Consider the following 14,611-nt stretch of genomic DNA (forward strand, 5'->3'; position numbering starts at 1 on the left):
GTCGCCCTCCGCGCCCCCCATGTGCATTCGTACTTCAGCGCCGAGTACGCCGTGGGTTCAAATCTCCGTGTTGTCGATCAGGCGGGTGCTGCCGAGCCAGACGGCCGCGACCAGGCGGTCACTTTTGGTGGCTGCCCGGACCGGGTCCAGGGTCTCCCGATCGACCAGCTCCAAGTATTCGACGCGGTCCATGCCCGCCTCGGTCAGCGCCCGCCGCCCCTCGCCGAGCACATCGGTGACCGAGCCCGGTTCCACCCGCAACTTCTCCGTGAGCTCCGTCAAGATCCGGAACAGCGATGCGGCCGTTTGCCGTTCGGCGGCACCCAGGTAAGCGTTCCGGGACGAAAGGGCCAGACCGTCCGGCTCTCGCACCGTGGGCACCGACCGCACTTCGATCGGCAATCCCAGATCGCGAATGACAGCCCGCATCACCACCAACTGCTGAAAATCCTTCTCCCCCAAATACACCGCAGTCGGCGCGAGCAGCAACAGAATCTTCGACATCTCGGTGGTAACACCGGCGAAGTGTGTCGGCCGACCCACCCCACACAACACCGACGACAGGCGAGGCACCGCGACCGTCAGCCCGAACCCCGGCGGAAACAACTCATCCGCCGACGGCAACCAGGCAATATCCGCCTCCGCCTTCTCACAGAGCGCCAGATCCCGGTCCTCATCACGCGGATACGAATCGAAATCCTCATCCGGCCCGAACTGCAACGGATTGACAAAAATCGAAGCCACCACCACGTCATCACGCGCCCTGGCCGCCCGAACAAGCGCAAGATGCCCGTCATGCAACGCCCCCATAGTGGGCACGTACCCGATGCTCTCCCCCCGACCACGAGGCTCCGCCAAGGCCTGCCGCACGTCCGCGACACTCCGCACAACGATCATCACGTGATTCCCTCAGCGATACGACGCACAGCCACCGCGGACGTGTGAAATCCCCCACGCGCGCTGCACACGGCGAATCTTAACAAGGAGTTCGCCCCCCGTTCCCGAATCCGCCGTACTCCGAACAGGTTTCGCGGTACCAACCGTTGCTTAGTCTCGCTAGCGGCCGGAGTCAGAGATGCTGATCGATGAACGCCATCAACTGTTGCTTACTCCGCACCCCAGGCTTCTGCGCCACCCACGCTCCCCGATCGAACAGCACCACCGTCGGAAGCGCCCGAACCCCACACTTGGCCGCAGTATCAGCATGCTCATCAGCATTGATCCGACACCCATCAACCTTGCCGTCATACCCCGCAACCACCTCCCCCAACACAGCCTGATAGTCAGCCCACCCATCCGACGCCGCCCAGAACAAAACCAACACCGGCCGCTCAGATCTCTCGATCTCCCGCTCGAACGACGCGTCCGTAACATCCTTCAAAGTGCCCGACATGGGATCCCCCGCCCTCGAAATACGTTGCCCCACCGATGATCCCGCATTCTCCCGACGCTTGTCCGCCCATCGCCAGAAACTTGGTCGGAATGTCGCCCTACAGCCCGTCGATCGCGGCACCGAGGTCCGCGCCATAGCTGGACCAGCAGTAGATCGGCTCGCCCGGCTCGACCCGGTGACCCATGTACCACTCACCGTTCGCGACCAGGTGCGCGAGGCACAAGCCGGTGAACCCGATAATCACGTCGACGTCCAACGGGGCGGATTGGTCCGGTTCACGAGGAGCGTGAAATACCGGCGTGCAGGGATCCAACACCTCCACGGTGTCGTCCTGGGCGCGTTGCCGCACCTCCTGGATAGTCCACCCATCCGGGAGGATACTTTTCTCCACCAGCGCTCCGACCTGCCCTATCACACCAAAAATCCCCCCGACCAGATGCTGTCGAGGGGATTCGGTGGTCCCAGCTGGTTTCGAACCAGCGACCTTCCGCGTGTGAGGCGGACGCTCTCCCGCTGAGCTATGGGACCTGAACTCATGCCACATGGTGGCGGGCCGGGTGGCGCGTGCGCACCCTCCGAACGAGATGGAACATTAGCATGCGCCACCGGCGGTTCACCAAATCGCCACCCGGACAGGGGCGGAAGGTGGTGTGCGGCAGGCCGCCTCGACGGGGTGCCGGATGGGCCGCGCTCCCCTATTTGGCGGGCCGGCAACCCTACTGGAGCTCGGGTCGAACCTCCTCAACCACACCGGCCACCTCCGCCCCACTGGCAACCTTGCCGATTTCCCCCGTTCTACCAGCGGATTTGTAGCTTTCACCGGGCGTCCGCTAATGTTCTGTCTCGCACCACGGAGGCCACCACAGCCGCCGAGATGCAAAGAATGCGGATGTAGCGCAGTGGTAGCGCATCACCTTGCCAAGGTGAGGGTCGCGGGTTCGAATCCCGTCATCCGCTCGAAGAGGTAGGGCAAGGCAAACAAGTTTCGCCGTCCCCCTTCGCACGGTGGAGTGGCCGAGTGGTGAGGCAACGGCCTGCAAAGCCGTGCACACGGGTTCGATTCCCGTCTCCACCTCGCGCGATTAGCTCAGCGGGAGAGCGCTTCCCTGACACGGAAGAGGTCACTGGTTCAATCCCAGTATCGCGCACCACCGTAGTACCAGGTCAGGCCCCCTTTCGAGGGGGCCTTTCTTGTTTTCGTGAACAATCCATGAACAGACCAGCTGCCGCCTCAGACCACTTGACAGGCTGCCGCAGACCCCGTAGCGGTCGACACGACTCCGGATCCTTGCCTGCGCTAGGCAAGTGGACTGGCCGGTCTCATGCGCGCCACATCCCTCCAGTATCTGATCGGCAACGAAACAGGTTGGGCCAACATCTCGATACTGAGGTAGGTGACAGGTCAAGGAAGGATTCTTATGACCAACACAAGAGCACCGATCTTCGATACTTTTGAACGCACCGACCCTGCCCCGGCTCGCCACCGCGAACCGACGTCTGAATTCCTAGGTCGCGTAGCCGGTGCTTTCTGGGATCACGTGCGACAGCTGATGCAGACATGGGCCGATCACATCACTAACATTGCGGAGTACAACGACCTGTGTCAACGCATCCGCCTCGGTGAAGACGAACAGTTCCGGAGCGCATTCCTGGAGCTGTACCTACACGAATGCCTCCTACTGGCTGACTACACAGTTACGGTCCATCCGCACACACCGACCGGTTCACGCCGCCCTGACTTCTACGCCGAGCGCGATGGCACAGGCTTCTACCTAGAGGCCATCGCTCCAGGCAGCAGCCCCGACGCGAAGGGTGCCAATGCGCGTCGTGCCGTGCTGTTCGACATCGTGAATGAACTAGGCGATCCTAACTTCTTCCTGTGGTTGTCTAGCCTTACAGAGGGACCGAACCCGCCTTCATCAGCCCGACTACGAAATGGCCTGCGTAAGTGGCTCGCTGGCTTAGACCCGGACGACTACCCCGACTTTGGGGTCGCGCCCGAGTGGCACTGGGAGCACAGCGGCTGGGCCGCCACTTTCAAAGCAATCCCGAAGAAGGCAGAAGCGCGCGGCACACGTCCAACCGACAGAGCAATAGGCGTGTATGCCTACGCCGGTGTCAGCCGCGTCGATGACGCCCCCATGATTCGCGACGGTCTGGCCGCTAAGCACAACGCCTACGGCGATTTGAACGCCCCGTTCGTCATCGCGATCGGCACCTACATCTTCGATAGCGATCGCTGGCACAGCACCAACGCATTCTATGGTCACGAGGCAATCCAGTTCAGCGCTACTGTGGGTGACGAGACGACCCAAGTAATACGAGAACCTGATGGCTACTTCGGTGTTTTTCCAGACTGGCAGCACCGCAACGTCTCCGCAGTATTGCTGATCAACCAGCTTATGCCATACCACCTGCTCCAAGCCGAAACTACCCTGTGGCAACACCCTGATCCACTTCACCCGTTGCCCGAGAGCCACAGCTTTCCATGGGCAACAGTCAAATTCGACGGAACCCAGCTCATTGGGATAACAGCGCCGGTCACCGCATCGGACTTCTTCGGACTGCCTGAAGATTGGCCTCCAGGCGAACCCTGGCCGAAACCCGTTGCCAACTAGTGCTCAGAGAGTCTCAAACAAGCCGTCACAAACCTCACACCGGTTCTCGCCGACGTCGAACGCGCTCTGCGAGATCCGAACTTCCGACCGCAGTCGCATTCGGCGGATAGGCCGTTGTTGTTGGACTTACGCCCGCCGCGCCGACCGGATTCGCGTCGACGGTAGGCCACCAGCGCGAAGGTTCCACGAGCCCGCGCCGGTCTACGACGGTGACCACGAACACCTTGCGGTCGTTGTCGTACCTCACAGGCCGCCTAGCCGTCCGCCGAACCGAACCGAGGCAAGGCGAGGCAAGGCGAGGCAAGGCGAGGCGAGGCGAGGCGAGGCAGTGCAGGGGAGGTCGAGCGCCGCCCGCTCGCGGATGATCTGACGCTGATCGGGAACTGATCGGCAGGACATGCCTGGTCAGTACGTTGGCGTGCGGGTCGGGTTCTCGAATGGAGAGTTATCTATGCGTCACAAGTTGGGGTTCGGGGTGGGGGTTGCTGCCTTGGTCGTGAGCACGGTGGGTGTTTTGGCACCGCAGGCGGCTGCGCAGGAGTTGGCACCGGGGGTGTCGTGCGAGGGGTTTGTTTGTCGCAATGACACCGATGACACGTATCGGGTGGAGGGGGTGGCCTCGTGCTCGGATTGGTATGAGCGGCGGATGACGGGGCAGGTGCCGGTGCGGGAGCGGATTCGGCCGCATACGACGGTGACCATCTCGGTGACGTGCGGGCGGCCGGGTGATGTGACCGAGGAGGTGTTGTGGATCGACTATCGCGGTGCGGTGGTCGACAACACGCCGCGGACGGGTTCGGCCGGATAGTTGGTGGACTCGGCCGCGGGAATCGTGCGGCAGCTGTTCCCGCGGCCGGCGCGCTCGCACTGTGGCCGTGAGATCGAAGAGAATGAGGGGATGTCACGGCCTGAGCTGCATGCGCGACCCGAGTGGCGGTTCACGCGGAACGTCTACTTTCCGGTGGCCGCTGTGGTTGAGGATCAGTGGTGGGTGTTGCGGCTCAACAGCTTTCCGGACCACGCATTATGGACGCTGTTCATCGACGGCGTAGTGCGGTTCGATATTGATGACACACCACCGTCGTGGGGCCGGCCGCTCGATCGTTCCGCACCGCTGCTGGAGCCGGAGACGGCCGAGGCGGTCTTGGCACCGGTGCGGGACTTCGTCGCATACGGCAGCGAAGTCGGCCAGCCGTGCGACGATCCGTTCTGCTGCGGTTGAGTTCTGGAACGAACTAGTGAAAGAGGGTCAGGGCGCGATGAGTTCACCGGACGATGCACGGTTCGACGATCCAGCACGGCAGTTGGGAGCGGATTTGCAAGCTTTCGGCGCGGCGTATCGGGATGCGGAGGTGAACAGTCGGCCGGTGCTGTCGGTCTCGCACGCCGGGTGGCACCCGGGTGCGCGCATCGGGGCCCGCACGGCCGGTGGCTCGCTGTTGGCCTACAACGATTCCGGTCATGCGGGCGAGTTGTTGTTCGATGAGAACCCACTACCCCTCGGCAATATCTGGGGTGACGGGTTTCGGCGCGATTTCAGCGAGCGTCCGTTCTCGGTCACGAATGTGCGGCAGCACGGGGTGTCGGGTGAGATTGCCGAGGGTGCCGAAAAACTGGAGCTGATCAGCCAGGACGGGACGGTCTTCGTCGCCGACATTGTTGCCCGAACATTCGGTGTGACAATAGATCTCGATCTGCCCTTCGAGCGGCGGATGGGCGAGCTGCGGGCAGCGGGCGCGTCGACGGACGAAATTCTGGACGTGCTGTTCGGCAGTGACACCGGCGAGCAGCAGCGTGCCGCGACGCGCCACCTGACGGTCCGGGTGTACGACGGCAACGGCGCGGTGCTGCACGAGGGCCCGGTGTTCGAGGACGCCTGACGCTCAAACGTCGAGGAAGCGCACGTCTTTGGCGTTGTGGGTGATGAAGCTGCGGCGGGCTGCCACGTCTTCGCCCATCAGCACGCTGAACAGCTCGTCGGCCGCGGCGGCGTCGTCCAGGGTCACCTGGCGTAGCACCCGGACCTGCGGGTCCATGGTGGTCTCCCAGAGTTCCTTAGCGTTCATTTCGCCGAGACCCTTGTAGCGCTGGACGCCGTCGTCGCGGTTGATCTTCTTGCCTGCGGCGAGCCCCTCGGCCAGCAAGGTGTCGCGTTCGCGGTCGGAGTAGGCGAACTCCGGATCGCTGCGCTGCCACTTGAGCTTGTACAGCGGCGGCTGAGCCAGATACACGTGCCCCTGCTCGACCAGCGGACGCATGAACCGGAACAGCAACGTCAACAGCAACGTCGCGATGTGCTGGCCGTCGACATCGGCGTCGGCCATCAGCACGATCTTGTGATAACGCAGCTTGGCGATATCGAACTCGTCGTGGATACCGGTACCGAACGCGGTGATGATCGACTGGACTTCGTTGTTCTTCAACACCCGATCAATGCGAGCCTTCTCGACGTTGATGATCTTTCCGCGCAGCGGCAGGATCGCCTGATACATCGAGTCACGCCCGGACTTGGCCGAACCACCGGCGGAGTCACCCTCGACGATGTAAATCTCGGACCTACTCGGATCCTTGGACCGGCAATCAGCCAGTTTGCCCGGCAGACCACCGAGATCATTGGCGCTCTTGCGGCGGACCAGTTCGCGCGCCTTGCGGGCGGCCGTGCGCGCCTGGGCCGACGAGATAGCTTTGCTGACAATAGTTTTGGCGTCGGCGGGATTGGCTTCGAACCAATAGGTGAGGTGCTCGTTGCAGGTGCGCTGGACGAAGGACTTCACCTCGGTGTTGCCGAGCTTCGTCTTCGTTTGACCCTCGAACTGCGGCTCGGCGACTTTCAGACTCACGATGGCAGCCAGACCTTCGCGGATGTCGTCACCGGTCAGGTTGCCGTCTTTCTCCTTGAGTAGCCGCTTGTCCCTGGCGTACTTGTTGACCACCGTCGTCAGCGCCGCGCGGAAGCCCTCCTCGTGAGTGCCGCCCTCGTGGGTGTTGATGGTGTTGGCGAAACTGTGCACCGACTCCGAATACCCTGCGTTCCACTGCATCGCGACCTCGAGCTCGTGGCCGGTGCCCTTACCGAGGAACCCGACAACAGAGTTGTGGATCGGCTGCTTGGTCCGGTTGAGGTGCCGGACGAAGTCTGCCAAACCACCCGGGTAGTGATAGGTCCGCGTTTTCACCTGCTCGGCCGGCGCCTCCTCGGCACCCTTCGGCGCTTCGGCGATCTCGCTGTCCACCTCGTCGGCGGCGCTCGCCCGCTCATCGGTCAGGACGATCGTCAGGCCCTGATTGAGGAAAGCCATCTCCTGCATGCGACGGGCGACCGTTTCGAAGTTGAACGTAGTGGTCTCGAAAATCTCGGGATCCGGCCAGAACCTGGTGGTGTTGCCGGTGCGCTCGGTCGGCGCACCGCGCACCAGTTCCTCGGGTTTCGCATGCAGGTAGTTCTGCGTCCAGTGGTAACCGTCGCGGTCGATCGCCAACTCGATCCGAGTCGACAAGGCGTTGACCACCGATAGGCCCACACCGTGCAAGCCGCCGGACACCGCGTAGGTCTGGGAGTCGAATTTGCCGCCCGCGTGCAGCTGGGTCATGACGACCTCGACGGTCGGTATGCCCTTCGCGTGCATCTCGACCGGGATACCGCGGCCGTCGTCGCACACCTCGACGCCACCGTCGGCGAGCAGGGTGACCTCGACTCGGGTCGCGTAGCCGGCCATCGCCTCGTCGACGGAGTTGTCGACGATCTCGCGCACCAACTGGTGCAGGCCGCGCTCACCGGTGTCCGCGATGTACATGCCCGGCCGCTTGCGAACCGCCTCGAGTCCTTCGAGGACCGTGATGGACGAGGCACCGTAGCCCTTCTTGCGCGATTTCCCCCTGCGCGAGCCGCTTGCCGGGGCGTCTTTGGCAGCCACTGGTCGGTCGCCCTCCTTACTTGCCGAGCTCCGGCGCAGCGGCGATCGCACACGGAAGGCCCAGGAGGATGTCACCGGGAGATACGGGTCCTCGCGCGTGCTGCGCGCAACGCGCCGAAGGATTCGCCGCTAGTTACTTCTCCATCCTAGCCATAGACGGACGAGACATGTGGATTTAACAGGTCTGTGGTCGACGTAGATCCTCCACAATCCTTTCGGTCGATCCCCCCTATTTGCTTCCCACTACCAGACGCTCTGCGGGCACGCTAGACGCCAAACAAAGGAAAATGGCCGAACTGGCAAAAATGAGCCATACGTGCCACGTCAACAACCTTGCTCAACGCTCGGAAAGTACGACCATTCGGACAACATGAGCGCTCACAACCCACCGGGTCGGATCGCAGACCGCTACAAACCGACTGGTCGGTGATGGCAATTGGTCGGCAGCGGGAGACGAGCAGCGACTGAGCCTCGACCCCTCGGACAGATCTAAATCATGGCCGCAGGAGTGGCAGACACCAGTCCCCCATCAATGAGCAGGTCGTGCCCGTTGATGTAAGCCCCTTCGTCCGACGCCAGGAACGCCACCGCGCCCGCAACCTCCTCGGACGTCCCGATGCGACCCGCGGCGACCGTGGCCCCGAGGGCCGCCTGCACGTCCGCCGACGCCTCGGCCTCGAACGCCGGCGTGGCGGTGTAACCCGGACTCACCGAGTTGACCCGAATTCCCCGGGGCGCCAGCTCGGCTGCCAACGTGCGCGCCAGATTGTGCACGGCCGCTTTGGTCGCGGAGTACAGCGCCGCACCGGGGCTACCCCGATGCACCGCGAACGACGCGTTGATCACGATCGCCCCGCGGTCGGCCAGCAGCGGAAGGGTCTTCTGGATGGTGAAGAACGCCGCCTTGAAGTTGATATCGACCACGCGGTAGAACTCCGCTTCGGTGACGTCGGCGATTCGCTGGAACGCGCCGACGCCCGCGTTTGCGAAGACCACATCCAGCCGCCCGAACCGGTCCTGAATGGCGGTCGTCAACGCGTCGAGGTCGGCGAGATTCGCGGCGTCGCCGGACACGGCGAGCACGCGGTCCACACTGCCCAATTCCTGGACGGCGGCATCGAGCCGAGCCTTGTCGCGACCGGTGACGACGACTCGCGCACCCTCGTCGAGCAGACGACGCGCGGTCGCCAACCCCATGCCGCTGGTACCGCCGGTGATGAGCGCGATCTTGTCGTCGAAGCGAGAACTACTAGCGGGCATGGGGCCGACCTTTCAACAGTTGAATTGTTCGAATACTTACGTACAGTTCGACTGTATGTCAACAGTCGAGATATCCTGGCTCCGTGATGACCGCACATCCCGAACGGGACCAGATACAGTTGGCGAACGTGCTCTCCGCTGTGGGAAACCCGCTGCGGCTGTGCATCGTTCGGGTGCTGGCCGACGGCTGCGAGCACACCTGCGGGTCGATCGTGGACGGCGTGCCCAAGTCGAACCTGACCCATCACTACCGAGTGCTGCGCGACGCGGGCATCATCTGGCAGCGCCCCTCCGGCCGGGAAACCCTGCAATCGTTGCGCCGCGAAGATCTCGATGCCCGATTCCCCGGCTTACTGGACGCCGTGCTCGCCGCAGCCCGCAGTGAAACCAAGGACCCGTTCGCCGAGATCGCGCGCTGAAAGATCGCTGCCCGCAGACGCACTGGCGAGGATTCACGGCTGTCAGTGACACTATCGGCCGACTCGAAGAATAGGGTCGGCCGTCGTCAGTGACGGCGAGCAACGAGCCTGAGGGGACAGCACCCACCCCACCGCGGCCGGTGCGCCGGAATTGTCGGTGCCCGGCATTAGGCTGAGCCGCACATGAAACCGAGCCGAGGGGGTCCAGCGTGACGGCAAGCCGGGAGGTCGAGGCGCCCGCGGCGGCGGACGGGACGGACCCCGAACTGCTCGATCTGCAGGACGACATCTCGTTCGAGCTCGAGGAAGTCAACGAGCTGCTCGCCGAATTGATCGCGCTGCAGGCGGACCGCAAAGCCAAGGACGGCGAGATCCTGTCCTACCGGCTCGGTGTCACCGGGGAGCCGCCCGAGACGCTCGCGAAGATCGGCGCCCGCTACGACCTGTCCCGCGACCGCATCCGGCAGCTGCACACCAAGGCTGTCGGACAGCTGATCCGCAACGCCCAACTCAGCGGGCACCGGGCCGCGAACGTGTTCGCCGAGCGTTATCCGATCGGCGCCCGCGACCAGCAACTGGTGCGTGCACTGCTGGTGGAGACCTACGCCACCGACACCGATATCGCGGCAAACGAGTTGTCGTACTTGAAGTTGCGGCTGGCCGGGCACGCCGCCGAGGACGCCAAACGGATCGCCGGCTTCGTGACGCAACGGATCGCGGCCTGGCAGAAGAAGACGAACCGGCGGCTGGCCAAACTGCGCGACGCCGAACCGCGCGCGACGAGCCAGCTGAATCCCTGGCTGGGCCAAGTGGATTGGCCGGCCTCGGGCACGCCGGACGCGCTACCGGTGACCTCGGCCCGCACGGTCGACAGCGACGATGACGGGCGCGGGCACTTCTACCTGGACAAGGTCGGCCGCGACGTGCCGTTCGACTCCGGGCTGGAGGCACGGCTGCTGTGGATCCTCAACGCCAGTGACCTGGTCGACTCGTTCCAGGAACAACCCGGCGCGATCACCTACGCCGTGAACGGCACGGAGCAGCTCTATTACCCGAGCATCGCGGCCCGGCTCACCGACGGCCGGACCGTGCTGATCGATGTCCAGCCGCTCGGACACGTTGCCTTCCATGTCAATCGAGCAAAAGCCGCCGCTGGGCGTGCTTACGCGCACAGCACGGGCTGGGGCTGGCTCATCTGGACCGGCAGCCTGCTCGGCATCCCCGACCTGCTCGCCCGAAAAGTCGACGCGGCCGCCGCGGCCGAGCTCACCGAGTTGCTCGAGCACGGGCCGGTGCCGTGGTCGGCGATCCGGCAGGTGCGCGCCGAGACCGGCCTCGAGCTCCTCGATTTCGTCGCCTTGGTCCTGCGCAACGAATGGCGTTGGGACCGAGGACCGTTCCAGCTCAGCGCACCACCATCGCGCCCGCCAGGAACGTGACGATCAGCATCATCGCGCAGCAGGTCATCAACTGCCAGTGATTGATGGTCTGCTGCAGGTTCTTGATGGTGGCCCGCAGTGAGGTGTCGAGCCGGTGGTGGTCGTCGAGTTTGCGGCGCGCCTGCGCGAGAGCCTCGGCCCGCTCCTGCGCCTCCTGCTCCGCACGCTCCAACCGAGCGGTCAGCTTCATCAGGTTTTTCTGCTTGTCGCGCACGGTTTTCCGGGACAGCGCGAGTGTGGTGCGCTGATTGACCAGCTCCTGACGCTGCCGGGAGATGATCATCGCCTGCGTTTTCGTGTGGTGCTCCCAGTCGGCCACGGTGGCCCAACCTCCTTTCGACACATCACGATATCCCCAGACGATGTCGCCGGTGACCCAGCCGTGGATGAACTCACGCAGCTCCAGCGGCTCTCGGCGCGGCGCGGCCACCGCACTGTGCGCGGTGTCCAGCACACCGGCCACCGCCTGGTAATCGCATGCGGGCGGGGCGAAATCGGCGATGCCGAGCGCGTGCAGATGATCGACCCAGTAGCCGGGCGGGCACAACCACAGCACCTCCGTGATGCCCGCCGCGCGCAACCGCTCCGTATGTTCCTGCGCGAGAGTTCGTTCCAGCGATCCGCTGCGCACCTCGATCACGTACTCGCGGTCGCCCTTGCGCCAATAGATGTCCACCGGCAAACCGGCCACCCGCCGGTCCACCTCGGCCACGTCGGCGCCGTACGCCAGCAACCGGCCGCACACCCAATATTTCAACCGCCGCATATCCCATTGCGCGGCGTCACATTCCGGACACTTACAGCCATACCCGCCGGACTGTCTGCGGGCTCGGCCCGGACCGTCCGTAATACCCAACTCGGCGAGCATCGCCCGGCGCCCGCAGGCGATCTCCGCCCGCTGCTTCGTTCTCACGCGACCACTCCCCTGCCCAAACCACCGCAGGTCTGGCGACCTACGCCATAGATCAAGAGTGCGTCAGACTCGCGAACCTCGCCAGTCCCCTTTACCCCGCGCCCGGGTGCGCCTCAACGGCAGATTTCCGGTCCAAGGCCTGGTGTAGGCTGTGGCACAAGTAATTTCGGCGCAGCGGGCGGCCACAACAACACGGATATGTCGGTGAATTGACAGTTGCCGCCATCCTGCGATTTCGTTGCGCCACGCGCCGATGTGCGCCGTCGCCGGTCTTCGGGCTGCCGCCGGAGCCGGAAACCGCATAGGCTACGACCGGGGTGCGCCCGGCTGGTCGCCGATTGGTAAGCAGATCTGTTCCGGACAAACCGGATCGCGCCGACCTCCGCCTGCAACGGCGCAGGACGGCCCGCCTACGCTGCTTCGATCAGAGCCAAGGAGGACCGGTACCGAGCCGGTCTTCGACAACGAGCGCCAGCGAGTGAACCGACAACACGGCGCCCCATGGCGAACGACGGAGCCGAGCGTCAGCGAGGCAGTCGCGAACCACGTATTTCCAACTGGGCGGATAGAATCGTCCGGCCGAGTGCGAGCTGGGCCGATACGGGGAAGTGGGTACTGGATGGAGCACGGTCAAGAGGCCGGCGAGTCGATCGGCGCGATGCTGTCGAGCATCGCGGCGGTTCTCCGAGAGGTCAGCGACAAACTGGACGCCGTGGCGGCTCGGGTCGACGGCGTCGACATCGCCACCGTCGTGCCTGCCGACCACAGCCTGGAGGCGCGGCTGGCGAAGCTCGAGGCGTGGGCTTTCCGTGCCGGACAGGACATTTCGGGCATCGACGGACGGCTGGAGAAGGTCGAAGCCGGTGGTGCGCCGTCGCATGCCGCTCCGGACAGCGAGCGCGCCGAGCGTCCGTTACCGCGCGCGGCGTCCCGCCGGAACGCCGCGGCCGCCGAGCCGAACGCCCCAGCTCAGCGCGAATCCCCTGCCACCGTGGCCACTCCCACCATCAGGGAGAGCATCGGCACCTCGCACGAGCTCGCTCAGCCGATCCGCGACAGCACCCTCGCTGCCCGGGAGAACGCCACCGCGACCAGGGAGAGCGTCTCCCGGCGGTACGAAGGCTCGCCGACCGCCCGCGACACCCCGCCCGCGCGGGATTCGGCGGCGCACGAGGCGAATTCCGTGCCGCAACGTAGTTTCAGCGCGCCTCGCGAACCGGCGTTCGAGCCGAGTTCCAGCTCCGCGCAGAACTTCACGACCCCGACACCGCGGGAGCCGAGCCCGGCACCCGCCCAGAACTTCACCGCGCCGACGCCGCGCGAGCCGCTGCCCGTCCGCCAGTCCAGCTTCACCGCGCCGCGCGAACCGGCCGCCTCCTCGTCGTATCAGAACTTCACCACGCCGCAGGAGAATCCGTACGAGAGCATGGTTCCCTCCGCGCCGGACAGCGGCGACTACAGCCGCCCCACGAACGGGTCCGCGCCGGAGGCGAACGGCACCGCGCTCACTGGTGCGCACCGCGCCGACGACGACCTGATCCCGGTCGACAACACCCACGTCGACAAACTGCAGGCGATGCTGGACGAGCTGAAGAAGACCGCGGCGGCCCCGCTGGGACGGTCCGACGTCTTCGGTCCGCCTGCGGGCGACCTGAACTCGACCAGTTATCAACCCGCCGGCAGCGAAACCCGCAGCACCGACACGCCCCGCGACTACCGACTGTCGAGCCCGCCGCCGGTTTCCTGATCCTCGGATTCCGAGTTGGTGAGGATCGCGGCGATCAGGTCGCGCAGCCAGCGATGCCCGCTGTCGGCGGTATTGCGCGGATGCCAGGCCATGCCGATCGCGACCTCGGGCAGCGGCAGCGGAATCTCGAACGCGCACAACCCCAGTGCGGGCAACGCCGACCTGCTCAGCAGCGCGGGTGCCGGGCAGATCAGATCGTTGCCGTGCACTGCGAACAACGCGGTGGTCAGATTCGGCACGGTGGCGACCACACGGCGGGTGCGACCGTGCAGGGCCAACCGGTCATCGATCGACCCGCGCAGGTGACCATTTCGCGAAATGCTCAGATGTGCCGCGGCCGCGAACCTGGCCACCGTCACCCGCTCGGTGACCAGCGGATGATCGGCGGCGGCGATCCCGATGATCCGGTCGCCGAGCACGCGGCGCACCGTCGTCTCCGGATCGCTGTGGTCGATCACGCCGACCTCGATGTCGACCCGGCCGTCGCGCAATGCCGCGGTGCCCTCGACGGTGTCGGGTAGGAAACGCAACGTCACCCCGGGTGCCTGCGCGCGCACCGCGGCCAGCAGCGGGGCGGCCAACTCGGTGAGCACCGTGTCGTCCGCCTGCACCGCGAAGTTCCGCTTCAGCGCGGTCGGATCGATCGCGCCCCGCGGTGCCAGCAGCGCCCGTCCCTGCTCGACCAGAGTGCTGACCTCGTAACGCAATTCCAGCGCACGCGGGGTCGGCACTAACCGGCGACCGGCCCGTACCAATAGCGGATCATCGAGCACCTGCCGCAACCTGGCCAGTGTCCGGCTCATCGCGGGCGCGGAAGTGTGCAGCCGTTCGGCCGCCCGCGTGACACTGCTCGTCTCCAGCAGTGCGTCGAGCGCCACCAGCAGGTTCATGTCCAGGGGCTGCACTCC

14 protein-coding genes and 4 tRNA genes are annotated in these 14,611 nt (G+C 64.9%); 10 read left to right on the plus strand and 8 right to left on the minus strand.

The window, feature by feature from the left end:
* Nucleotides 1-57 precede the first annotated feature (57 nt).
* From panC to DBO33_RS30045, 4 genes are all read right to left on the minus strand, one after another.
* Nucleotides 58-897, minus strand: a complete 840-nt coding sequence (panC, locus tag DBO33_RS30030; protein ID WP_107658067.1) for a pantoate--beta-alanine ligase — start codon at nucleotides 895-897, stop codon at nucleotides 58-60.
* A 172-nt stretch (nucleotides 898-1,069) separates the two neighbouring features.
* Nucleotides 1,070-1,393, minus strand: coding sequence for a thioredoxin family protein (locus DBO33_RS30035; RefSeq protein WP_159080598.1), 324 nt, complete (start codon nucleotides 1,391-1,393; stop codon nucleotides 1,070-1,072).
* 97 nt (nucleotides 1,394-1,490) lie between these two features.
* Complete coding sequence (locus DBO33_RS30040) at nucleotides 1,491-1,784, minus strand: hypothetical protein (RefSeq protein ID WP_159080599.1); 294 nt, start codon at nucleotides 1,782-1,784, stop codon at nucleotides 1,491-1,493.
* Nucleotides 1,785-1,849: 65 nt separating this feature from the next.
* Nucleotides 1,850-1,921, minus strand: a tRNA-Val gene (locus DBO33_RS30045).
* Nucleotides 1,922-2,278: 357 nt separating this feature from the next.
* Between DBO33_RS30045 and DBO33_RS30050 the strand changes: the two genes are divergently transcribed.
* The 7 genes from DBO33_RS30050 (at nucleotide 2,279) to DBO33_RS30080 (ending at nucleotide 5,891) form a co-directional block, all read left to right on the plus strand.
* Nucleotides 2,279-2,350: transfer RNA gene (locus tag DBO33_RS30050), tRNA-Gly, on the plus strand.
* Nucleotides 2,351-2,397: 47 nt separating this feature from the next.
* Nucleotides 2,398-2,468, plus strand: a tRNA-Cys gene (locus tag DBO33_RS30055).
* A 1-nt stretch (nucleotide 2,469) separates the two neighbouring features.
* Nucleotides 2,470-2,544, plus strand: a tRNA-Val gene (locus DBO33_RS30060).
* Nucleotides 2,545-2,811: 267 nt separating this feature from the next.
* Entirely contained in the window at nucleotides 2,812-4,011 is a 1,200-nt protein-coding gene (locus DBO33_RS30065) for a hypothetical protein (RefSeq protein ID WP_159080600.1), read from the plus strand.
* A 646-nt stretch (nucleotides 4,012-4,657) separates the two neighbouring features.
* The gene (locus DBO33_RS43120; protein ID WP_159080601.1) at nucleotides 4,658-4,819 is read left to right on the plus strand and encodes a hypothetical protein; all 162 of its coding nucleotides are present in this window, start codon (nucleotides 4,658-4,660) and stop codon (nucleotides 4,817-4,819) included.
* 3 nt (nucleotides 4,820-4,822) lie between these two features.
* Nucleotides 4,823-5,233: a hypothetical protein gene (locus DBO33_RS30075; protein ID WP_234391121.1), complete on the plus strand. Its 411-nt coding sequence runs from the start codon at nucleotides 4,823-4,825 to the stop codon at nucleotides 5,231-5,233.
* A 37-nt stretch (nucleotides 5,234-5,270) separates the two neighbouring features.
* Nucleotides 5,271-5,891 carry a hypothetical protein gene (locus DBO33_RS30080; protein WP_107658072.1) on the plus strand — a complete coding sequence of 207 codons (621 nt, stop codon included), beginning with the start codon at nucleotides 5,271-5,273 and terminating at the stop codon, nucleotides 5,889-5,891.
* A 3-nt stretch (nucleotides 5,892-5,894) separates the two neighbouring features.
* Here DBO33_RS30080 and gyrB read toward each other — a convergent pair whose 3' ends face one another.
* Nucleotides 5,895-7,925, minus strand: a complete 2,031-nt coding sequence (gene gyrB, locus DBO33_RS30085; RefSeq protein ID WP_107658073.1) for a DNA topoisomerase (ATP-hydrolyzing) subunit B — start codon at nucleotides 7,923-7,925, stop codon at nucleotides 5,895-5,897.
* Between the two features lie 489 nt (nucleotides 7,926-8,414).
* Complete coding sequence (locus DBO33_RS30090) at nucleotides 8,415-9,185, minus strand: glucose 1-dehydrogenase (protein WP_107658074.1); 771 nt, start codon at nucleotides 9,183-9,185, stop codon at nucleotides 8,415-8,417.
* 86 nt (nucleotides 9,186-9,271) lie between these two features.
* On the opposite strand from DBO33_RS30090, the gene DBO33_RS30095 reads away from it, so the two are divergent.
* The gene (locus DBO33_RS30095; protein WP_199857031.1) at nucleotides 9,272-9,604 is read left to right on the plus strand and encodes an ArsR/SmtB family transcription factor; all 333 of its coding nucleotides are present in this window, start codon (nucleotides 9,272-9,274) and stop codon (nucleotides 9,602-9,604) included.
* A gap of 209 nt (nucleotides 9,605-9,813) precedes the next feature.
* Nucleotides 9,814-11,043, plus strand: a complete 1,230-nt coding sequence (locus DBO33_RS30100; protein WP_107658076.1) for a sigma factor-like helix-turn-helix DNA-binding protein — start codon at nucleotides 9,814-9,816, stop codon at nucleotides 11,041-11,043.
* Here the strand turns inward: DBO33_RS30100 and DBO33_RS30105 are convergent.
* On the minus strand, nucleotides 11,009-11,956 hold the full coding sequence (locus DBO33_RS30105) for a hypothetical protein (RefSeq protein ID WP_234391122.1): 948 nt from the start codon (nucleotides 11,954-11,956) through the stop codon (nucleotides 11,009-11,011). The two genes, DBO33_RS30100 and DBO33_RS30105, sit on opposite strands and share 35 nt — an antisense overlap.
* Before the next feature lie 619 nt (nucleotides 11,957-12,575).
* Between DBO33_RS30105 and DBO33_RS30110 the strand changes: the two genes are divergently transcribed.
* Nucleotides 12,576-13,703 carry a hypothetical protein gene (locus DBO33_RS30110; RefSeq protein WP_107658078.1) on the plus strand — a complete coding sequence of 376 codons (1,128 nt, stop codon included), beginning with the start codon at nucleotides 12,576-12,578 and terminating at the stop codon, nucleotides 13,701-13,703.
* Here DBO33_RS30110 and DBO33_RS30115 read toward each other — a convergent pair.
* Nucleotides 13,670-14,608 (minus strand): LysR family transcriptional regulator, encoded by a 939-nt coding sequence (locus DBO33_RS30115; protein WP_107658079.1) that lies wholly within the window; start codon nucleotides 14,606-14,608, stop codon nucleotides 13,670-13,672. The genes DBO33_RS30110 and DBO33_RS30115 overlap by 34 nt on opposite strands.
* Between the last annotated feature and the right edge of the window lie 3 nt (nucleotides 14,609-14,611).

Origin of the sequence: Nocardia suismassiliense, from assembly GCF_900269665.1 — a bacterium.
In the GTDB taxonomy this organism is placed as follows: Bacteria; Actinomycetota; Actinomycetes; order Mycobacteriales; family Mycobacteriaceae; genus Nocardia; species Nocardia suismassiliense.